This window comes from Clostridioides sp. LIBA-7678 (assembly GCF_056716065.1).
On the sequence record NZ_CP196987.1, the window covers coordinates 1434318 to 1457239 of the forward strand.

Annotated in this window: 20 protein-coding genes; 10 read left to right on the top strand and 10 right to left on the bottom strand. The window is 28.4% G+C overall.

What is annotated here, in order from left to right; genetic code table 11:
- Nucleotides 1-418: 418 nt before the first annotated feature.
- Both ACTG46_RS06940 and ACTG46_RS06945 read right to left on the bottom strand, forming a co-directional pair.
- Entirely contained in the window at nt 419-2926 is a 2508-nt protein-coding gene (locus tag ACTG46_RS06940; RefSeq protein WP_479923808.1) for an MFS transporter, read from the bottom strand.
- 4 nt (nt 2927-2930) lie between these two features.
- Nucleotides 2931-3473 carry a TetR/AcrR family transcriptional regulator gene (locus ACTG46_RS06945; protein ID WP_167640047.1) on the bottom strand — a complete coding sequence of 181 codons (543 nt, stop codon included), beginning with the start codon at nt 3471-3473 and terminating at the stop codon, nt 2931-2933.
- Between the two features lie 245 nt (nt 3474-3718).
- Between ACTG46_RS06945 and glpK the strand changes: the two genes are divergently transcribed.
- Nucleotides 3719-5233: a glycerol kinase GlpK gene (glpK, locus tag ACTG46_RS06950; RefSeq protein WP_167640048.1), complete on the top strand. Its 1515-nt coding sequence runs from the start codon at nt 3719-3721 to the stop codon at nt 5231-5233.
- Nucleotides 5234-5347: 114 nt separating this feature from the next.
- Here glpK and ACTG46_RS06955 read toward each other — a convergent pair whose 3' ends face one another.
- Nucleotides 5348-5977, bottom strand: coding sequence for a GntR family transcriptional regulator (locus ACTG46_RS06955; RefSeq protein WP_021384134.1), 630 nt, complete (start codon nt 5975-5977; stop codon nt 5348-5350).
- A 584-nt stretch (nt 5978-6561) separates the two neighbouring features.
- Between ACTG46_RS06955 and ACTG46_RS06960 the strand changes: the two genes are divergently transcribed.
- The 4 genes from ACTG46_RS06960 to ACTG46_RS06975 are packed head-to-tail and all read left to right on the top strand — an operon-like array spanning nt 6562 to nt 10333.
- Complete coding sequence (locus ACTG46_RS06960; protein ID WP_479923809.1) at nt 6562-7353, top strand: LamB/YcsF family protein; 792 nt, start codon at nt 6562-6564, stop codon at nt 7351-7353.
- 28 nt (nt 7354-7381) lie between these two features.
- The gene (locus ACTG46_RS06965) at nt 7382-8602 is read left to right on the top strand and encodes an NRAMP family divalent metal transporter (protein WP_054269866.1); all 1221 of its coding nucleotides are present in this window, start codon (nt 7382-7384) and stop codon (nt 8600-8602) included.
- A gap of 19 nt (nt 8603-8621) precedes the next feature.
- On the top strand, nt 8622-9317 hold the full coding sequence (gene pxpB, locus ACTG46_RS06970) for a 5-oxoprolinase subunit PxpB (RefSeq protein WP_054269867.1): 696 nt from the start codon (nt 8622-8624) through the stop codon (nt 9315-9317).
- Nucleotides 9318-9346: 29 nt separating this feature from the next.
- Nucleotides 9347-10333 (top strand): 5-oxoprolinase subunit C family protein, encoded by a 987-nt coding sequence (locus ACTG46_RS06975; protein ID WP_054269868.1) that lies wholly within the window; start codon nt 9347-9349, stop codon nt 10331-10333.
- A gap of 222 nt (nt 10334-10555) precedes the next feature.
- On the opposite strand, the gene ACTG46_RS06980 is transcribed toward ACTG46_RS06975, so the two are convergent.
- On the bottom strand, nt 10556-11122 hold the full coding sequence (locus ACTG46_RS06980) for a helix-turn-helix domain-containing protein (RefSeq protein ID WP_054269869.1): 567 nt from the start codon (nt 11120-11122) through the stop codon (nt 10556-10558).
- 336 nt (nt 11123-11458) lie between these two features.
- Between ACTG46_RS06980 and ACTG46_RS06985 the strand changes: the two genes are divergently transcribed.
- From ACTG46_RS06985 to ACTG46_RS06995, 3 genes are read left to right on the top strand one after another with little or no spacing between them, the layout of a single operon-like run.
- Nucleotides 11459-12526, top strand: a complete 1068-nt coding sequence (locus ACTG46_RS06985; protein ID WP_054269870.1) for a mandelate racemase/muconate lactonizing enzyme family protein — start codon at nt 11459-11461, stop codon at nt 12524-12526.
- Nucleotides 12527-12544: 18 nt separating this feature from the next.
- Nucleotides 12545-13705, top strand: coding sequence for a DUF819 family protein (locus ACTG46_RS06990; RefSeq protein ID WP_054269871.1), 1161 nt, complete (start codon nt 12545-12547; stop codon nt 13703-13705).
- A 12-nt stretch (nt 13706-13717) separates the two neighbouring features.
- The gene (locus ACTG46_RS06995) at nt 13718-15814 is read left to right on the top strand and encodes a CocE/NonD family hydrolase (RefSeq protein ID WP_479923810.1); all 2097 of its coding nucleotides are present in this window, start codon (nt 13718-13720) and stop codon (nt 15812-15814) included.
- A 66-nt stretch (nt 15815-15880) separates the two neighbouring features.
- Here the strand turns inward: ACTG46_RS06995 and ACTG46_RS07000 are convergent, their stop codons facing one another.
- Complete coding sequence (locus ACTG46_RS07000; protein ID WP_054269873.1) at nt 15881-16225, bottom strand: RidA family protein; 345 nt, start codon at nt 16223-16225, stop codon at nt 15881-15883.
- Between the two features lie 292 nt (nt 16226-16517).
- On the opposite strand from ACTG46_RS07000, the gene ACTG46_RS07005 reads away from it, so the two are divergent.
- Both ACTG46_RS07005 and ACTG46_RS07010 read left to right on the top strand, forming a co-directional pair.
- Nucleotides 16518-17408, top strand: a complete 891-nt coding sequence (locus tag ACTG46_RS07005; RefSeq protein ID WP_054269874.1) for a DMT family transporter — start codon at nt 16518-16520, stop codon at nt 17406-17408.
- 230 nt (nt 17409-17638) lie between these two features.
- Nucleotides 17639-18925 (top strand): Gfo/Idh/MocA family protein, encoded by a 1287-nt coding sequence (locus ACTG46_RS07010; protein WP_479923811.1) that lies wholly within the window; start codon nt 17639-17641, stop codon nt 18923-18925.
- A gap of 87 nt (nt 18926-19012) precedes the next feature.
- On the opposite strand, the gene ACTG46_RS07015 is transcribed toward ACTG46_RS07010, so the two are convergent.
- From ACTG46_RS07015 to ACTG46_RS07035, 5 genes are all read right to left on the bottom strand, one after another.
- Nucleotides 19013-19456, bottom strand: coding sequence for a regulatory YrvL family protein (locus ACTG46_RS07015; RefSeq protein WP_074178930.1), 444 nt, complete (start codon nt 19454-19456; stop codon nt 19013-19015).
- A 9-nt stretch (nt 19457-19465) separates the two neighbouring features.
- Complete coding sequence (locus ACTG46_RS07020) at nt 19466-20260, bottom strand: M55 family metallopeptidase (protein WP_054269876.1); 795 nt, start codon at nt 20258-20260, stop codon at nt 19466-19468.
- Nucleotides 20261-20699: 439 nt separating this feature from the next.
- A complete protein-coding gene (locus tag ACTG46_RS07025; protein WP_054276362.1) occupies nt 20700-21062 on the bottom strand; it encodes a hypothetical protein in 363 nt (120 codons plus the stop codon).
- An 87-nt stretch (nt 21063-21149) separates the two neighbouring features.
- Nucleotides 21150-21626: an SAM-dependent methyltransferase gene (locus ACTG46_RS07030; protein ID WP_054276363.1), complete on the bottom strand. Its 477-nt coding sequence runs from the start codon at nt 21624-21626 to the stop codon at nt 21150-21152.
- A 103-nt stretch (nt 21627-21729) separates the two neighbouring features.
- Nucleotides 21730-22899, bottom strand: a complete 1170-nt coding sequence (locus tag ACTG46_RS07035; protein WP_479923812.1) for a M20 metallopeptidase family protein — start codon at nt 22897-22899, stop codon at nt 21730-21732.
- Nucleotides 22900-22922 lie beyond the last annotated feature (23 nt).

The following is a 22922-nucleotide window of genomic DNA, read 5'->3' on the forward strand; positions in this document are numbered from 1 at the left end:
TTTCGTCATCAAGGTCAAAATGACATTTAAAATAAAGATATCAAAATTTATATGTAAAAAACTAACAAAATAAAGTCTAACTGACATTTTGCTTAAATTAATATGCTCATACTATGATTTTAACATATTATAGTTGAAAAGATGTGGTTTATTTTGATTTGTATATATATTTCGATAGACGTAATTAGGTATGAAAGGTGAAAGAGTTAAGAATAGGGTTTGTAAATTAATCTATAAATTTGGATTGATAAACTAATGTTATTTTTTAACTGATTATAAAAATGACAAACAGTAAAATAGAAATAGTATTATATTGTAGTTTATGTTAATCAATTATAAAAAAATTTATGAATTTAACATTTAAGACAACATATTTAAGATATAAGATAAATCTACAATATAATACTATAACACTCTTTTATCTAGTTTTATTTTCTTTATAGAATAACAATATTACGAATGCAAGTAAATTTATACAGAATACTGTTATATACATCTGTTTAAACCCTGAGTTTAGAGTAGATTGAAGTGTATTCTCTATTTTTGTTCTATTGTTTTCTATAGAATTTATATAATCTAATTTTGATTTATCAAAAGCCTTTGGTATTTCAGTTTTTACTTCTTGTGTCTTTGCTAAAACTGATTGAAGTGATTTTTTTTGTTGCTCCATAGTGCCAAGGCCTTTTTCCATGTCTTTCTTTTTATTTATAGAATCATTTAACTTACCTTGAAGTTCCTTTTTTTGAATTTCCATTGTTTTGAGTTTTTTATTCAATTGTTTCTTTTGAGTTTTACTTTTCTGTAGCTTTGTGTTTAATTCAGCTCTTGCTTTTTTTAATTGTTGTATTTGAGCATTTAAACTTTCCTTTTTTTCGTTTAAATCTGGTTTATTTTCACCCGAATTATTATTTTTATTTTCTGTAGAATTATTTTTATTGTTGTCAGGATTAGAATTACTAGTATTATTTTGTTCTTGGTCATTTGAGTTATTTTCGTTATTAGTAGGAGTATTTTCTTGTGGTATAGTAGGTATTTTATTGTAAGCAATTGTCAATTCATTTATGGCTTTATCTTGCTTTACAAGACCTTGTTCCATACCTTTAATACCTTTATTAACACCATCAATGCCTTTTTTTATACCATCTATTCCTTGATTAATGCCAGACCTAGCTTTTATCATATTGTCAATACCTGTTTGAATTCCTTTAATACCATTATTTAGTTTATTTTCGCCTTCTTCGATACCATTTATTCCACTTTGTGTTCCATCTATTCCTTTTTGTACATTTGTCTGGATTTTATTAATTACAGATGGAACTTTTTCATCAAACATGGTTGTTGATATTTCCTTTGTGATATTGGTAATGTTGGTTGTATCTGCTGACTGAACCTTATCCAACAAGTATTTTGGTAGTTTACCACCTGTCATATCCATGTTGATATTTGATGTATCATCCATATTTGGTATAGAAACATTTTTTAAATTCTTTGCCATTTCAGGGTCTGACTTTAAATCATCTATCATATTTTCAAGTTCTTCAAGTTGAACTATTTTAGGTGTTGATGGTTTTCCAACTAAGTCCATAATATTATCTTGTACAGATAACCCTGCATGTGCTATAAAGCCAATCATTATAGCTGGAGAAATTGAAGTTCCAATTGAGCGTATCAGAGACAATGTAGCAAGTGCTGAATTAGATTCTTCTAATCTTGTATTTGATAACATCATATAGTTTAGAGGAGTTCCCATAGTAAATCCCATACCTAAGCCCATAAACATTAGACTTATACATACACTAAATACTGTATTTGTTTTTAGTGCAATTAATACCAGATAAAGAGACCCTATCATGGATACAGAAAAACCTAATAATAGTATTTTCTTTGCACCAAACTTATCAATAAGTCTCCCGCTTAAAGGAGCAGCAACACCTGCAAATAATCCTAATATAGCAACAAAATATCCACCAGAACCAGCATTTATTTTTAATGCATTTTCAGCATATTGTGGAACAAATACCATACCCATCATTCCAATACCAACAATTAAAGATAAAATAAGAACTATCAGTATTCTTGGATTTAAAAAATATTCAAAATTTAAAATAGGGTCTTTAGCCTTATTTTCAATAAATATAAAAATAGGTATAAGTATAATAAATGCCAATAAGTAAGGATAAACTGATATATCTTGCATAGAATTTGTAAAGTTAAAAAAGTCTATATTCATAAGACCATACAACAATGATACAATTATAAATATCAACATTAATGTACCAAGTTTATCTATTTTTTCTGTAGATGTAGACTTATTATTTTTAATACACAAAATTCCACCAATAAGTATGATTAAGCAAATCGGAAGATTTACAAAAAATAGCCATTTCCAATTTTGAGTTCCAAATATACTTAGAATTGTGCTACCAATACTTGAACCTAAAATATTGGCAATACCATACGTTGCTCCAACTAAACCTAAAGCCATACCTCTTTTATTCTCTGGGAAGGTAGTTCCAAACTCTGCTGTAGCAATAGGCATAATTCCGCCACCACCAATTGCCTGAATAACACGACCAATTAGTAAAATATTGAAATTGGAAAATAGTGATGATAATCCACATATTAATGAACCACTACCAAATAGAAATATACTAACTAAATACACATATTTTCTTCCTATTTTATCTGCTAATTTTCCAGAAATAGGGATTACAGATGCATATGTTAATGTATATATGGTAATCATCCAAATTCCTGTCTTTTCATTTACTCCAAGACTATTTTGTATAATCGTTCTTGCTGGTGATACTATTCCTGTATCAATAGCTCCCATAAATATACCTAAGAGATAAAGTATAAGTACTAAAAATATTTTTGGATTACTATCCTTGTTCTGAATACTAGTATTAGAATTCAAGGCAAACACCACCTTAATGTATTAATTTTTCAATATAGGGTTTTAAATCTTTAAATTCTATATGAGTATATGTTGAGTATGAAAAAAACATTTTAATAATTATATTGCATACTAATGTATCATTATTAAAAAACTTTTCTTTTTCTAAAGCCTCATATACTTTATTTGAAAGCTGCTCATGAAAATCATCTTTATGTTTTTTCATTTCAAAAAATCTTTTAGTCTCAAAAATGTTTAAAAAATCATTGTATTGAATATTATGAACCTTGTTTATAAAATTTCTTATTTCTGTAAAAATAATATCTAATTTTTTAATATAATCTTCAGTATTTTTGTTGGAGTATTCAATTCGCCTTATCAATAAATCCCATTCCGATTTTGTTATGTATTCTATTATTTCTTGCTTTGAATCAAAATAATTATATACTGTGCCTGCACTTATACCACATCTTTGAGCTATTTTCCTGATACTAATATTGGAGTAGTCTTCTTCTAGAATCATGTCTCGAGCCACTTTTAGTATATCTTCTTTTACATTTTCTAAAATCTTTGGCATATTACCACCTCTTTTATCAAAATTATTATGAACACTGTTTATTATAAACCTTTAAAATTTATTAATCAATATGTAAGCTATAATGTATAATATTATTATATAGATATGATATAAAATAAGTGTCTTATTAGAAGTATCTAATTTATTAAATTTATACTTAAGTATGATTATTTACTTAAATATGTAATATTAGATTTTTCTTTTTAATAAATTAAATATTATTATGTGATAAGGAGAATACTGTGATGGAAAAGAAGTATGTAATGGCACTAGACCAAGGAACAACTAGTTCAAGAGCTATACTATTTAATAAAAAGGGTGAAATAGTAAAAATCGCACAAAAAGAATTCAAACAAATTTACCCAAAAGCTGGGTGGGTAGAACATGACCCTATGGAAATATGGGGTTCACAAAGTGGAGTAATGAGAGAAGTTATAGAAACAGCAGGAATAAGACCAGAAGAAATTGCTTCAATAGGAATAACTAATCAAAGAGAGACTACAATTGTTTGGAGTAGGTATACTGGGAAACCGATTTATAATGCGATAGTATGGCAGTGTAGGAGAACATCAGAAATATGTGATGAGCTTAAACATAAAGGGTTAGAAGAACTAATAAAAGAAAAAACTGGTCTTTTAATAGATGCATACTTTTCAGCAACAAAAGTAAAATGGATATTAGATAATGTAGAAGGTGCTAGAGAAAAAGCAGAACAAGGAGAGTTGTTATTTGGGACTATAGACACATGGTTAATATGGAATTTGACACGTGGAAAAGTACATGTAACAGATTACTCAAATGCATCTAGAACGATGATGTACAATATAAATAGTTTAGAATGGGATAAAGATATACTAAGAGAGTTAGATATACCAATAAGCATGTTACCATCAGTAAAACCCTCTAGTTATGTCTATGGCCATACAGATGAACGTATGCTATCAGGAGCTAAAATACCTATTGCTGGATGTGCAGGAGACCAACAAGCAGCATTATTTGGTCAAAACTGTGTTGAAGAAGGTACTGCAAAAAATACTTATGGAACAGGTTGCTTCCTACTTATGAATACAGGTAGTAAGATAGTAAAATCTAAACATGGACTGCTTACAACAATTGCTTGGGGTGTTGATGGAAAAGTGACATATGCATTAGAAGGAAGTATATTCATAGGAGGTGCATCTATTCAATGGCTTAGAGATGAATTAAAGATAATTGAATCTGCGAAAGATAGTGAAATGTATGCAAATAGAGTAGAGGATACTAATGGTGTATATGTAGTACCAGCATTTACAGGTCTTGGAGCTCCATATTGGGATATGTATGCTAGAGGGTCAATCTTAGGTCTTACAAGAGGTGCAAAAAAAGAACATATAATAAGAGCTACATTGGAATCGATTGCTTATCAAACAAAAGATGTCTTAGAAGCGATGCAAAATGATTCAAAATTGAAATTAAAGTCACTAAAAGTTGATGGTGGAGCAAGTAATAATAATTTTTTAATGCAATTTCAGTCGGACATATTAAATGTAGATATAGATAGACCTAAGATAGTAGAAACAACAGCTTTAGGGGCAGCATATTTGGCAGGATTATCTGTTGGTTTCTATATTGGAAGTAATGAAATCCCATCAAAATGGTCAGTAGAAAAAGAATTTAATCCAAATATGAATGAAGATAAGAGAAATAAATTATATAAAGGTTGGAAGAAGGCTGTATCAAGAGCTTTAAGTTGGGAAAAAGAAGATGAAGTAGATATTTAAAAAATAGTCAAAAACAAAATTTATTTGAACTTAAAAAGAGCTTTATGTAAAATATGAAGCTCTTTTTTTATTGTTTACTTACACTTTTTATACAATCATACTAAATTGTATGATTTATTTTTCACTTTCATATAAGAACATTGGTATAGAGTTGTAAATATGTTTGTCTCCAACAACTAAGAGAATATCTCCATCTAAAAACTCGATATACGGTCCAGGAGATATTATAAGTTCCTCACCTCTTTTAATTGCAACTATTGTAGCACCTGTGTTTTGCCAAAATTTAGTTTGAGCGGCTGTTTGTCCAACATACTTACATTTAGAATTTATTGTGAACTGAACGGGCACTAAAGGATTTATTATTTCAAGTCTGTTAGAATAATCTAAAATTTTATTTATAGTATCCAATATTTCATTCTCTAAATTAGATTTAGTATCTATTAAATTATAAAGAGTTGATTTATATGATGATATATTTGTAATATCCCTGTATTTTTTTATAAAAGAAGAAGCTTTGTCTGGAGATAATACAATAACACCTTTACCCTTTATGCTTTTAACAACACCAATATCTTCTAAAATTTTAACAGCTCTTCTTATAGTTTCTGGAGATACATTGTATTTACCAGCCAAAACAGAACGTCCAAATAATACTGAATCCTCTTGTATTTCACCTGTATATATTTTATTTGCAATATCCAAAGCTATTTTTTGGTATATTGGCATCGTATAATTTTTATCCATTGTTTTTCCCCCAATACAAAATTTATGTTAAAAAATATATAATCTTAATAATACTATTGTATAATTTATAGGTTTGTATGTCTACAATATGTACAAATATTGTCTTTGTTTTAAAATAATATTTTAACATGTATTTAGTATACATGATTTTATTACACGTAAAACTCTATAAAGATTTACTTAAGAGAATATAAAGATATTTTATTTACAAAAAACAATAATTATATAGATGAAACAAACAAATGAATGAAGAAAAATACTTCTGTCTTGCATACAAAGTGATTAAAATTGAAAAATACTTTAAAAATGAAAGTCAAATGCCTTTTTTTAGGTAGAAATGATTAATTATTAACTAAAAAATGGCAAAAACATTTTTTGAAAAAGAAATACAAATGAATGCGAAATTAAAATAATTGCAAAAATATTCCTCAAATGGTAAAATTATATTATAAAATGCAACGAAATAGTTGCAAAACTAAAATTGAATAAAAGTAATAAAATATTTCATGCAATATATAAAATAAACAAAATTTAAAAATTAAAACTACTTATTCTATCAAAATGCTAGTGAGGGGGGTCATAAATTGTATAAAGTAGATTTAAATAGTGATTTAGGTGAAAGTTTTGGAGCATATAAGGTTGGTTTAGATGAAGAAGTTTTAAAATATATTTCATCAGCTAATATAGCTTGTGGGTTTCATGCAGGTGACCCTAATCATATGGACAAAACAGTAAAGTTAGCTAAAGAAAATGGCGTGAAAATAGGGGCGCACCCAGGTTTTCTAGATTTAATGGGATTTGGAAGACGTGAGATGAAAATAACTAGGCAAGAAGCTAAAGATTATACAAAATACCAATTAGGAGCTTTAATGGCATTTGCAAGCTCAAATGGATGTAACATACAACATGTAAAACCGCATGGAGCCTTATACAATATGGCAGCTAAAGATAAAGATTTAGCTATGGGTATTTGTGAGGCTATATATGAAGTAAACAAAGATATCATACTTTTAGGATTATACAATAGTGAAATGATAAATTCTGCTAAAGAGATTGGGCTTAGGTATGCAAATGAAGTATTTGTAGATAGAGCTTATGATAATAATGGATTTTTAGTTCCAAGAAGTGCAGAGGGTGCAGTTATACATGATACAAAATGTGCAATAGATAGAGTTGTTAAGATGGTAAAAGAAGGAACTGTAGAAACTTTAACAGGTGAAGTTATACATATCAAAGCCGACTCTATATGTGTTCATGGGGATAATCCAAAGGCAATAGAGTTTGTTAAAGAGATAAGAAAACGCTTTGAATTAGAAAATATAGAAGTTTGTCCATTAGAAGATATGGAAGCTTGTTCATCAGAGAACATGGTTTAAGACTGATAATATGAGGGGGAGATAAAATATGAGTACAAAAAATATTACTGATAAAACGAAAAATAAAAAAGATGTTGGGGCACTTATAGGAGCTGCTTTTATAATGGCAACATCAGCAATTGGACCTGGTTTTTTAACTCAGACAGCACAATTTACTCAAGATTTTGGGCCGAGTTTTTCGTTTGTAATCTTAATTACAACAATTCTTTTTATAGGAGCTCAAGTAAATGTATGGAGAGTAATTGGTGTATCAGGTCTTAGAGGTCAAGATATAGCAAATAAAATAGTGCCTGGATTAGGTTATCTAGTTGCTTTTTTAGTAGCGCTTGGAGGATTAGCTTTTAACATAGGAAATGTTGGTGGAGCTGCACTTGGTATGAATGTAATGTTTAATATGAATATGACACTTGGAACTATATTAAGTGGATTGATAGCAATATTTGTATTTATGTCAAAAAATTCAAATTCTCTAGTAGATAAGATAACTAAGTTTTTAGCATTAGGTATGATAATTATAGTTGGATATGTAGCAATATCTAATCATCCTCCTGTTGGAGAAGCAGTTTTTAAAATGGTAAAACCAGAGAATCCAAAAGGGCTTATATTCCCAATAATAACTCTACTTGGAGGAAGTGTTGGAGGTTATATAACTTTTGCTGGAGGACATAGACTGATAGATGGTGGAATAACAGGAGAAGAAAATATAAAAGAAATAACTAAATCTTCTCTTTTAGGAATATTAGTTGCAACAATGATGAGGGTTCTTCTATTTTTAGCAATATTAGCAGTAGTTTCGAAAGGTCTTCAACTTGACCCAGAAAATCCAGCTGCTTCAGCTTTTAAATTTAGTGCAGGGGCAATAGGATACAAATTCTTTGGGCTTGTATTATGGTCTGCTGCAATTACATCAGTTATAGGAGCTGCTTATACATCAGTCTCTTTCTTAAAAACATTAAACCCTTTTATAGATAAGAATGAAAAGTATTTCATAATAGGATTTATAGCAATATCAACACTTATAATGGCATTTATAGGAAAACCAGCAACTTTATTAATTTTAGCAGGTTCTTTAAATGGATTAATACTTCCAATCACATTAGGAATAATGCTTATAGCATCTAAAAGAAAAGATATTGTTGGAGATTACAAACATCCTACATGGCTTTTAATATTTGGAGTAATAGTAGTATTAATATCTGCCTATACAGGAATAACTTCTCTTAGTAGTCTAGGTACTTTATTTGCTTAATTTAGAAGAGGTGACATTTATGAAAACTAGATACTTGCTATCAGGAGATAAAGCAGTAGTTGCTGAGTTTGGAAATGAGATATCAGAAGATATAAATAAAAAAGTAATTTCATTTATGAGGGCAATAGAGATATCAAATCTTAAAGGGATTGTCACAGAAATGGTGCCAACATATAGGTCACTTATGATAAGTTATAATCCTCTAAAAATAGATTTTGATAGTTTAATTGAGCGTTTAAAAAAAATAGAAAATAATTTAGAAAGTATAGAATTACCAAAACCTAAAATACATGAGATTCCAGTATGTTATGATAAGGTTTTTGGTATAGATATTGAAAATGTTGCAAGTCATAATAATCTTACTGTGGATGATGTTATAAAAATACACACAAGTAGAGATTACTTGATATATATGTTGGGATTTACTCCTGGTTTTCCGTATCTAGGAGGTATGGATGAAAGAATAGCTACACCTAGACTAGAGGTGCCAAGAACTAAAATTTATGGTGGAAGTGTTGGTATAGCAGGTTCTCAGACAGGTGTATATCCTATCGATAGTCCTGGAGGATGGCAAATAATTGGTAGGACACCTTTAAAATTATATGATGAAAATAGAGAAGAACAAATTTTACTTAGAGCTGGAGATTTTATAAAATTTGTTCCAATAACATTAGATGAATTTATAGAAATTGAAAAAAATAATTTGAGTATTTAAATATCGTTATAGTACAGGGAGTGGTATATATGGGATTCAAAGTTGAATTAGGAGGTTTCCAAACATTAATACAAGACAGAGGTAGAGTTGGATATGGACAATATGGTGTATCTGGTTGTGGGGCAATGGATGAGTATGCACATAGAGTGGGAAATATATTAGTTGGAAATTCTGAAGATGAAGCTTCTTTAGAAGTTTTAATGTTGGGCCCTACAATTACATTTGATGAATATACACAAATAGCAGTAACTGGGGGAGATTTAGGCGCTAGAATAAATGGAAAAGAAATTCAAAACTGGAGGTCATATCAAATAAACCCTGGCGATGTATTATCATTTAGAGGTGTAAAATCAGGAGCTAGAGCATATGTATCAATAGCTGGTGGAATAGATGTCCCACTTGCAATGGGTAGTAAATCGACTTATACAAGAGCTAAGATTGGTGGTTTTGAAGGTAGGGCACTTAAAAAAGGTGATTATATAAATACTTTCATTCAGGAAAAAGATTTTACAATAAATAAAAAATTAAATTCAAAATATATTCCAAACTATAGTTCAGAAATAGTCTTAAGAATTGTAAAAGGACCTCAATTTGATGCTTTTTCTAAAGATGAAGTAGAAAAGTTTTTATCAAATGAATACAAAGTTACAAATGAAATAGATAGAATGGGTTGTAGACTGGATGGAGAGAGTATAAAACACCTTAATGGAGCAGATATTATATCTGATGGTATTTCTTATGGAGCCATACAAGTACCTGGACATGGAAAACCTATTATAATGCTATCTGATAGACAGACTAGTGGTGGATATACTAAAATAGGAAATGTCATAAGTGTAGATTTGTATAAGTTGGCACAAGCAAAGCCAAATGATGTAGTAAAATTTGAATTTGTAGATATATATGAAGCACATAGATTGCTGAGGGAACAAGAAGAAAAGATTCAGGATATTTACAAGAGTATGAAAAATATAAGAGTTGTAAAAGCAAAAGTGTTAAATGATATAGCAGTTTAATTTAACCTTAATAAACATAACTCTTATTATAAATTAAAACGTAATTTACAAATAGCTATTTACTATTTACCATAATCAAGATGGTTTAGTTAGTCAAATAGCTATTTTTTAGTTTAAATAAATATTATAGATTTAAATAAATACTTCAATTTGAAAATAAAAGTAGTATTTAAATATTTTTATTTTGTAGCATATATAAAAAGTATGTATTTTATATAGTGTTTATTTAGATTTTATTGGCCAAATTGGAGGAGAAATAACACCATATCCACGAGCTATTGTATCTTTACTAGGATTGATGATTTTATGAGGTATGTTGGCTTTTATAAATGTTGAATCCCCTGTATTCAATCTTATTATTTTTTCCCCCATACAAATATCAACCATACCACTTGTTACTACCATGATTTCTTCTGATGCGTGATATATACAATCTTTAGCATCTTCACTTTCTGGTTTAAGTTCAAATTCTACAAGTAAACTTGAAGGAGTAAATTCAGATGTTGGCATTGGAGATACTATCTCATAAAACATTTCACTTCTTGGAAATTTCATCATAACTCTATCTTCTTTTCTAATGACTAAATCATCAGTATTATTATCATCCATAAACATATATAAAGGAGTATCTAAAACTTCAGCAATTTTTCTCAATGAAGACAATGATGGTTCAATAGCATCTCTTTCTATCTGAGAGATATAACTTATAGATAAATCTGTCAATTTGGAAACATCACTTAATGTTTTTTTCTTGCTTTTTCTTATATTTCTCATCTTTTCACCTAACATAAGAACCTCCAATTAATAAAATTAATATAAATATTCGATAAAAACAAAGTAATTATAGCATAACATAGAATTAGTGGCAATAAGAATAAATAGAATATTTTGATAATTAGAATTCAATTAAATGTAAATAAAAATTTATAAAAATCAATTATTGTTGAATTAGTATAATAAAAAATAATTTAGCATAGAAATAGTAATTAAAAGAAGATTATCGAAGAATATTTTAGAAAATAGTAAATTTTCAGTAAATTATCTTGACATATGTATTGAAGCAATAATATAATTTGAAGTATAAAATTTAAAAAATTAAATTATAACTTCAAAAAGGAGGGTAATATGAAGATAACAGATATAAAATTTGAAAAACTAAGAATTAGATTAAAAAAACCTGTGGTAGTTTCATTTGGAGTAATTGAATATGGGGAAAGTATAATTTTAAAAATTGAAACTGATGAAGGATATTATGGATTTGGTGAAGCAGCTCCTCTTGCAGCAGTAACAGGTGAAGTTTTGGATAATGTACTTTCAATATTACTTATGTTTAAAAAAGAGCTGATAGGAAAAGACCCACTGGATATTGAAATGATACATACAATCATGGATGGAATTATAATAGGTAACACTTCTGCAAAAGCAGCCATTGATATAGCTTTATATGATATCAAAGGAAAACTCATGAATGCACCTCTTCATAAAGTTCTTGGAGGGTTTGATAATAAAGTTCAAACAGATATTACTATAAGTATAGATAAACCAGAAAAAATGGCAAAAGAAGCTTTAGAAAAAGTTAAAGAAGGCTTTAGGATATTGAAGCTTAAAGCAGGGATAAACCCTGAAGATGATATTGAAGCTGTGAGATTAATTAGAGAAGCTGTTGGAGAAAGCATAAGAATTAGAATTGATGCAAATCAGGGGTGGAACGTAAATAGTAGTATAAATACTATCAAAAAATTAGAAGAATTTGGTGTTGATGCAATTGAACAAGCACTTCCATATTGGGATTTGGATGGAACTGCTTACATAAGAAGTAAGAGTAATATAAAAATTATGATGGATGAATCACTACATTCACCAATAGATGCTATTAAAGCTATAAAAAAGGATGCAGTTGATACCTTTAATATTAAGTTGATGAAATCAGGAGGAATATACCCTGCTATAAAAATTAATAACATAGCCGAGTCAAGTGGGGTAAATTGTATGTTAGGATGCATGCTTGAAACGAGAATTGGTATAACAGCAGCAGCAAATTTAATTGCATCTAAAAAAAATATAACAGAAGCTGACCTTGATAGTTTCATGTTTTGTGAAGAATTAAATGGTATATCTGGAGGATTTGTGATGGATGGAGATATTATGAATCTTGTCAATAAACCAGGCTTAGGAATAGAAGTAAACTTATGATAAAATTGGAGGTTAAATATGAATACACTTTTTTCAAGTACAGGAAGTATACTTGCTATAATGACATCAATGATTGCATTGGGTTTTTACTTACAAAGATATAAAGCTATTAAGAGTTTAGGACCAGCACTTACAATAATCATAATGGGAATAATACTTTCAAACTTAAAAGTAGTTCCAGTAAGTACTGAGTTATATGGAACTATTTCTACATATGCCATTCCAGTCTCTATGACTATAATGTTGATGAGTGTTGATTTAAAAGAAATGACAAAGTTATCAAAAGAGCCTTTGATTGCAATCTTTGTAGCTGTATTAACTGTAAGCATAATGGCATTTTTATTTGGACTTGTATTTGCAGAAAAAATATCAGAAGGTTGGAAAGTTGCTGGAATGTTTGTAGGTACATATACTGGAGGAAGTGCTAATCTTACAGCCATTGGTACAGGTCTTAATGTAAGTCGACAAACTCTTGCAGCAGCAAATGCAGCAGATTATGTAATTGGAGTACCAACATTAATATTCATGTTTGCTCTACCAGCTATACTAAAGAATTCAAAGAAGTTTAAAAAACTTTGGCCATATCATGTAGAAGAATCAGAATTAGAGGATGAGCAGAATGAAGAATTTATGGAGTCAAAAGAGTGGAGTATTAAAGATATTGCTTGGATGTTAGCCATAGGTTTTGTGGTTACAGAGGTTGCAACAATTCTTTCTGGATATTTCAATTCAAGTTTTAGTAGTGCAGCAAGAATTCTTTTAGTTACAACTATTTCAATTATAATTGCTCAGTTAAAGCCAGTAAAAAAGCTAAAAGGGAATTTGGATTTAGGATTATTTGTTGCATTATTCTTTTTATGTACTATAGGTTTTTCAGTAGATATAAAAGAGTTTTTAGGTTCAACTTTCACCATAACACTTTACTGTTTTAGCATAATTTTTGCTTCATTTGTTTTCCATCTATGTATAACTAGACTTTTAAAAATAAAGTATCAATATGTAATACTTTCTATAGTAGGAGCAATTGCTGATGGACCAACTTCAGCTTTAGTAGCTGCATCTGCAAAATGGAATTCACTTGTAAGTGTGGCAGTGGTCATGGGAGTAATTGGTGGAGTGTTAGGAAATTATGCAGGTATATCAGTGGCATATGCTATAAAAATGTCTTTGGGATTATAGGAGGTGATTTAATTGCTAAAATTTAGGCTATATATATCTGGATTATATAGTGGAAATGTAGTTTTTGATAATGAGTTATTAATTGAAAAGTTAAATCCTTTTACAAATAAAATCGAAAGTTTAAAAGTAATAAGTAAAGAAGAAAATGCATACTATTTAAATCTTACAAAAATGGATTTAAACTCTTTATTTTATAACTTTGATGTATACACTAGTAGTTTAATAAATACAAATAAAAGCGTCATTATAAATAAGTTAGGAGAGACATATTCTAGGCTTAATGAATACATATGGGTTCAAAGAAATAAAAAATTTCCATTAGATATAATTATTGTGGATAATAAAATAGTTGGTTTCATATGCTTATCTAGGGAAACTTGTACTATATTAGTTATGGATGGATATGAAGATTATACTGTATTAGAAGAATGGAATAAAACTCATAAAAATGAAAAGATATATTCTATAAAATTTGGTGGAAATTATATGGTTGATATGAAAGATGGAATAAAACTTTCTACAGATGTGTATCTTCCTAACTTTATAGATTCTACTAAAAAAGCACCAACAATTCTTATGAGAACTCCATATGGAAAAGAAAATGATAAAGAAATATACTATAAATATGTACAAAGAGGATATGTTGTTGTCATACAAGATGTTAGAGGAAGAAATGAATCAGAAGGTGATTGGGAGCCGATGATTCATGAAAGGGAAGATGGAGATAGTACTATAAACTGGATAGTATCACAGAAATGGTCAAACGGCATGGTTGGCATGTTAGGGGCATCTTATCTTGGTTATGTTCAATGGGCAGCTGCATCTTCAAGTAATAAACATCTTAAAGCTTTAGTTAGTATAGTAACATCAGGAAGTCCTTTTATTGACATACCAAGAAAAGGAGGAGCCTTCGTATCTGGTATGCTTGCATGGGCATTTATGGTATCAAGAAATAAAGTTGATAGAAGTAAAATGGTAAGAGATGATTGGGATGATGTTTTAAACATACGACCAATACAGAATATACCTGTTGAAGCTCTTGGGTATAGGATTAAGTTCCTAGAAGAATGGCTAAAAAGAGTAGAAAAAGATGAGTATTGGGATATGATGGATTGGCATTCACAAAAAGGTAAAATAAATGTACCTGCATTGGTTGTATCTGGATGGTATGATGATAATGGCATGGGGACTACAGAAGCTTTAGATGTAATAAAAGGTTATGAAAAAGGGAAGAGAAAGGCTATCTTAGGTCCATGGATGCATAACTCAAATACTCTAAGAGATATAAATGGTATTTCTTTAGGAAATAATTCATTGAGATATGATTTGGATTATAATTATCTGCTATGGTTCGATAAATACTTAAAAGGTATAGAAAACAATATAGATAAGACTGCTCCAGTAGAGTATTATTCTGTTGGTTCTAATAGGTGGAAGACAGAAACAAATTGGCCAATAAAAAACAAAATAGATAAGCCTTTATATCTAATAAGTGATGGGAATGCTAACACATCTTTGGGAAATGGAAGATTAGTATTTGATAGTGCTTTAGAAGAAAAGTGTGATAAGTATATATATAATCCTAAAGACCCATCAATACAACTAATTGATATGTCAGAAAATGAAGTTGGTGTTCCAAATAACTATAGGGATTTAGAAAAAAGAAGTGACATGTTGTGTTATACATCAGATGCTTTTAGTGAAGAATTTACTATAACAGGTGATATAAAGTTAGAGTTCTTTGCATCAAGTTCTGCCAAAGATACTGACTGGGTTATAAAAATCATGGATGTAGATTTAGATGGGAATTCAATTAAATTAGCTGATGGTATACTTAGTGCTAGATTTAGAAATGGTTTTTATAAGTCGGAGTTTATGGAAGAAGGAGAGATTTACAAGTTCTCAATTATAACTTCAAAAATATCAAACACATTTAAAGTTGGTCATAAAATTAGACTAGATATAACATCTAGTGCTAAAAACTTTATTTTTCAAAATAGCAACACTGTAGAAGGTTATAATAGTATTGAGTATATAGAAGCAAAAAATATCATTTATCATGGAGGTAAATATCCATCCAGATTGATATTGCCTGTAGAAAATAATTAAATTGATATGGATAAAATAGTAAGGAGATATAATATCAATATTATATCTCCTTGTTAGTTAAATTAATTATTTTGTAGCTGCTACAACGCTCATTTCAACTAATAAATGCTCTCTAGCAAGTCTAGCTTCAACACAAGCTCTAGCAGGTTCAAATCCTTTTTCAACCCAAGCATCCCAAACAGAGTTCATAGCTTCAAAGTCTTTCATATCTCTTAAATAAATAGTAACAGATAATAAATGTTGTTTATCTGAGTCATATTTGTTTAATAAATCTTCTATTTTAGCTAAAACTTCAGTAGTTTGTTCAATTACTCCACCTTCAGCATGAGTTTGTCCACATAAGTAAACTGTGTTGTTATGAACTACAGCTCTACTCATTCTTCCAGTTCCTTCATATCTTTTTATTTCCATGTTTTAAATACCTCCATAATTAAAAAATCTATTAAAAATCTAAATAATAAATTAAAAAAAGTCTATACTATATAAAATTATATTATATATTGTAATAATAATCTATAAAAACATACAACTTTTTAATTATAATTATTATTGTTATTAATTGAAAAGCTTTATTAGCTACTTGACATAATTTATACTTTTAATTATAGTATAAATTGGAATATTTAGATAATTATTATTTAATCTATTAGTAGAAGTCTTTAATTAATATGACTTTATATATTTATATAGAAAAGAGGTAAGTATGAGTAGTACAATCAAATCAAATCGAATAAAGGGCATAATGTTCATAATATTATCAGCTCTTGGTTTTGCAATGATGTCTGCATTTGTAAAACTAGCAGGGGATTTACCAAGTTTTCAAAAAGTGTTCTTTAGAAACTTGGTATCAGCCATAATAGCATTTTGGCTTATCATAAAACATAGAGGTAGTCTAACTGGTAAAAAGGAAAATTTAAAAGTGCTTTTATATAGGTCAATATTTGGAACTTTAGGAGTTATATTTAATTACTATGCAATTGACAGATTGATGCTTTCAGATGCTAACATGTTAAATAAAATGAGTCCATTTCTTGTAGTTATATTTTGTGCAATTGCTCTAAAAGAGAAAATAAATGTAAAACAGATAGGAGCTATTATAATTGCATTTATAGGGGCTTTATTTATAATAAAACCAACATTTAGTGTAGAAGTGATTCCCTACTTAGGAGGAATTGCTGGAGCTATATTTGCAGCAATGGCATATACATGTTTAAGGGTTCTTGGAGATAGAGAAGATTATTATACAATTGTATTTTTCTTTTCAGTATTTTCGTTGATTACTGTAGGGCCAATTGCTTTTGCAGTATATGAGCCAATGACTCCTATGCAACTTATATATTTGTTACTAGGAGGCGTATTTGCAAGTTTAGGTCAATTTGGAATAACTCTAGCATATAAGTATGCACCTGCTAAGGAAATTTCTATCTTTGATTATAGTAATATAATTTTTTCAGCAATTTTAAGTATCTTCTTGTTCAATGTTTATCCAGATATGCTAAGTGTTGTTGGATATTTAATAGTATTTTCAGCAGCATTTTATATGTTTTTATATAATAAGAAGTTAGATAAATTAGACAAAGAAAATAGAAGATAATAAAGTAATAAGATAGATAAAAATTGTGTTTAGAGTCTGTATTTAATACTTAAGATTTTGTATTGACGTTAAATAATATATAGATTGAAAATATTTAATATACTGGTATAAAACAGCAGTTAAAATTGAAAAGTTATAACTGCTGTTTCTTTTATTAAAAATATCCAAATGTATGTAAAAATAGACTATAATAGAGTAGTATAAATAATATAAAGGGGATAAATTAAAGTATGGAAAAGGTGAAAATTGCTGTAATTGGAGCAGGTAATAGAGGAACATATGCATATGCTCCATATATTTATGAAAATTCTGATGTATGTGAAATAGTTGCTGTAGCTGAACCTAAAAAAGGAAGAAGAGAATTATTTACACAAAAATATAATTTAGATAGCAAAAACGTATTTGAAACTTTAGAAGATTTTTTTGAACAAGATAAAATGGCAGATGCAGTCATAATAGCTACAAATGATGATAGACATTATGATGTAGCAAAACTAGCTTTTGAAAAAGGCTATCACATATTATTAGAAAAGCCAATGTCTAACAGTCTAGATGGTTTGGTGCATATAAATGATTTATGTGATAAGTACAAAGATAAGATTTTTATGATTTGTCATGTACTTAGATATTCTCCATTTTATAATAAATTAAAAGAAATTGCAGAAAGTAAGAAATTAGGAGAACTGGTTAGTATACAGTACAATGAAAATATAGGATATTGGCATTTTGCACATAGTTTTACTAGAGGAAATTGGAGAAATAGTAATGAAACAAGTCCTTTAATTTTAGCTAAGAGTTGTCATGATATGGATATCTTATTATATTTAGTAGGTAGTAGATGTAAAAAAATATCTGCATTTGGAAGTTTGAAGCATCTTAACAACCAACATGCTAGTGGAGAAATGGCACAGAACTGTCTTCAATGTTTAGTTGAAAAAAAATGTCCATATTCAGCCAAGAAAATTTATCTAGAAAAAGATAGAAGCATAAACAGGGCTGTTCACATAAATCCGACAGAAGAAAATATTTTAAAAATACTTGAGACTAGCCCATATGGAAGATGTGTCTATAGATGTGATAATAATGTTGTAGATAATATGGTAAATATATTGCAGTTTGAAAATGGAGTGACAGCTACTTTTAATTTATGTGCATTTACTAAAGAAAACGGAAGAACTATAAAGCTAATGTTTAGCCATGGTGAAGTTGGCGGAGACTTAAATAAAAATGAGATAAGAATTAAAGAATTTGGAAAAAATGAAGAAATAGTTATAAAACCATCAAATAAACAGAATATGGTAGAGGAATATGACAGAAATCTTATTTCTGAGTTTGTTAAATTAGTTTTAAATAAAGAATTAGAAAAGAGTAGAGTAGCAGCGAAAGAGGCTATACAAAGTCATGTAATGGCATTTGCAGCTGAATATTCAAGAGTGAGTGATGAAGTAGTATATATAGAAGATTTTTTTGATAATGCGAAACAAATGACTAGAGAGATAGAAGAAACTATATTTTAATTAAGAAAACTTGTTAAATAAAATAAAGATAGATTATATAATAGATACACTAATGTATGTGTTCTATCAAAAAATCTATCTTTTTTATTAGGACTTTTTCTTATCTCTATCAAAAAAATCCATACATTCGGATAAAAGATAAGAGAGTAAAGCGAATAAGATTTCTGTACTTAAAGGAATCGTTATTGAATCCATAAATGTATCAATTATGTTCATAGCTAGAAAAGTTAGTATAAAATCAATTATAAATTCGCAAAATTTATATAATGAGTAAGGTAATTTGTTTACATATCTAAATATATCTAAAATAGTAGTGCATAAAAAATCAATTGGGGTAGTTATACAAAAATATATTAAAAAGAAAATTAGTACAGACCCAAGAGATTTATATTCAAAACCTAAGAATGATAAGAAGCCAATTCCTATAACCGTGAAAATACAAAAAGTTATACCAAAAAAAACAGCAAAAAATAAAAATACAGAAATAAATTCGCCTAAAGGAATTCTTCTTTTATTACTTATCTTAATCAACTCCTTAATTTATATAAATAATAACATTCTTAAAAATTCATAATAGTCTTCTGTTTCAAATAATATTGTTTGAGAATCTATTTTTTTCATATTTGGATAAAAAGAAGCTTTAAAAGCCTTGTAATGTTCTCTAAACTTTATTTCTATCTTGAATTTATCAGGTAATTTTATTAAGTGTCTAGATAAATCTCCAGATAAAGCTTTTTTAACACCTTTTTCTATTTCTTTTAGTGCTAGATTTGGATGTATTGAAATTGAACCATTTCCAATTCCTTTTGATACAGGTATAGTAACTATATTTGGGTTTAGTTTTTTTGCACTCTCACAAAGCATTTCATCTCCACTTAAAAATGCTACAGGAACATTATAATATGCAGCAATATAAGCATTTATAGTAAATTCAGACGCTATTTCATCATTTATTTTAAAATAGTCGTAATCAATATCCATGGTATGAGAAAGTGGATTACCATTACAAGTAGCTCCAGAATGATAACCAGTAAATATACATGCATCAAAGCTTTCATCAATTCCAGCCATCATAACTAGTGGGTCTTTAGTCCATCCTCTAAGTATTTTTACATTTTCAGGTAAAATGTCTGGATTAATATTTCTACCACTATCATGTGCATCTTTAACAAGTATTTCATACATGCCAGATTGAGTAGCTCCATTACATGCAGCTGCTATTTCTTTGCTCATTTGTGTTCTGTAGTGATGTGAAAATTCGCATTCAAGTTTTGTCTCATCCCAATTTACAATACCACAAGTACCTTCTATATCAGCACTTAAATATAATTTCATAATATAGACCCCCTTATATTTATTATTAATGATAATAACAGATAACAGAAAAATATAATCAATAAAGGTCATAAAAATATTATGTCTTACTATTAATTATTATTAAATCTGTAACTGGAAAATTACTGAACTAGTATTAAAAATATAATACTAAGTACATCTATTTGTATAATTTTTTTATGTATAATATTTATATAAGATTGTAACATATAAGTGGTTACATTTACTAGTTTAACATAGTTAAGTATCATTTTTAAGTTAAATTGTTTATAGAAACTATTATATAGATTTGTAATTAATTAGTTAGAGAAGGCAAAAAGTAGAAAGTTATAAGAAATAAAAGTAAAAAAATAGAGAGTTATAAGAAATAAGCTGATAATTAATGTACAAAAGTGTACTTTATAGTTGCTAAATAACTCTCAAAAAGAAATGTATTATTTTAATTGTATTTTTTATTTTTAATAAAGAAAACAATAATTATTGATAAAATAGGATTTATTGAAAATCCAAATAATGTCCAGAAACTACTATTAAGGTTTTTCTTTGTAGAAATTTTATTACATGCTATTAGGATTATTATATAAATGATACAATTTAATATTCTAAATATATGTGGTATAAAATTTTGAGCAAGTGCAAATAAAGTAAATGCGTAAAATAAGCCTATGAAAGCAAAGAAAAAGTAGTTTAAATTTTTGAATTTTGGAAGTTGTTTTTTGTTATCATTAATTGACATGATAACACCAAGAACCATAGCTATCCATCCAAATAAATTTGCTGCTTGTAGACTAAATATTGTCATGTATTTTCTCCTTTATATTTATTTATATTTAAGTATACAAGATAATTTACTAATATTAAAGCAAATAAAAGGAAGAATTATATAGTTTTAAAATTCAAATTCATTTTCCCAATCAAATTCTCCTGACTTTTCTACGCTTTTAGGCCAATGATTGCACCATTTAGGAACTGATGGATTTTCAATTCTATCAACACTTGGAGTATATGGTTTTAAGTCAATAACAGGGCTATTGTCATTAGCATCAATATATGGGATTTTTATTATACCATTTTCATGGTCTATATTAATAATTTGTACAGTAGTTAATGCTATTGGATTAGGTCTAATAGGTGACCTTGTTGCAAATATTCCCATAATATCTGGTGCATTTTTATATGGTTTTGGAGTTTCTAAAATATTTCTTAATTCGGTATTATCAAATCCATCTGCCCACCAAAGTACATTTAAGTGAGCAAAGTCATCAAGTTCTTTTAGTGCGGGTATATATTTTTTATCCAATTCAATAAAGATTTCTTCACCTTGAACACGTATTTTTCCTATAGGATTTACTGATATTTGTTTCATAATATTACCTCCAATTATTTGGTTTGTCATTTGTAATTTTAGGATAGTACCTAACACCATGTGAGAGTCAATATAAAAAATTATTAGATATAAATATTAATAATTAAAAAGCTAATATATTTTTTACATGAAGCATGACACCAGTAACAAGGCAATCTTCATCAATGTCAAAGGTAGATGTATGTAGAGGAGAGGTAATATTTTTTTTGCTATTTGCACAACCAAGATGGTAAAAAGCTCCTTCACAGTGCCTTAAGAAATATGAAAAGTCTTCAGCTCCAAGAGTAGGTGTATCTTTAATGATAATATTTTCTTTTCCAAATAAATCTATAGCATTTTGTTTAACATAATCTACCAGATGATTTGAATTTATAAGTGCTGGATAACCCTCCTCAATTTCAGCAGAAATACTTCCTCCAAATGTTTTACAAGTAAAATCGCAAATTTCTTTAATTCGTTTTTTTGAAAAGTTTCTAGTTTCTTGAGTTAAAGTTCTTAAAGTTCCTTTTATAATAACTTTATCACAAACTATATTTTCTTTAATTCCGCCTTCAATTTTTCCTAGAGAAATAACCACAGAATCGGTAGGATTTGTATTTCGACTGACTATTGTTTGTAGAGCAGTTATGATATGAGCAGATATAACTATAGCATCAATACCCTGGTGTGGATAAGCCCCATGGCACTTTGAGCCATTTACAGTCAATCGAAGTGTATCAGTGGAGGCACTCAAAGTGTTATATTTTAATTCAATTAAATTTTTATCGATATTGGGATTTACATGAAGGCCAAATATATATTTAACATCTGGATTTTTCAGACAACCATCTTCTATCATAAGCTGAGCACCACCAATGGTTTCTTCAGCAGGTTGAAAAAAGAGTTTTACATTTACATTTAGATAATCCTTTAATTTAAATAGTATATTACAAGTGCCAAGTAAAATAGCAGTATGTGCATCATGACCACATGCATGCATTTTACCAAGATTGATGGATTTATAAGAATAATTGAGTTCTTCTATTATAGGTAATGCATCTATATCGGCTCTTATTGCAACTGTTTCAAAATTTGGATTTATATTTATATATGCAGTTATCCCAGTATGATTTTTATACTCGATGTAATTTATACCTATTTCATTTAAATATTTAATGATTTTTTTCTTAGTTTGAAACTCTTCTAATCCAAGTTCTGGAGTTTTATGTAAATCTCTCCTGATATTTATAACCCAATCATTTATTTCATTACAAAGAGCTTTTATATTAAGCATAAAACACATCCTAACTATATTAA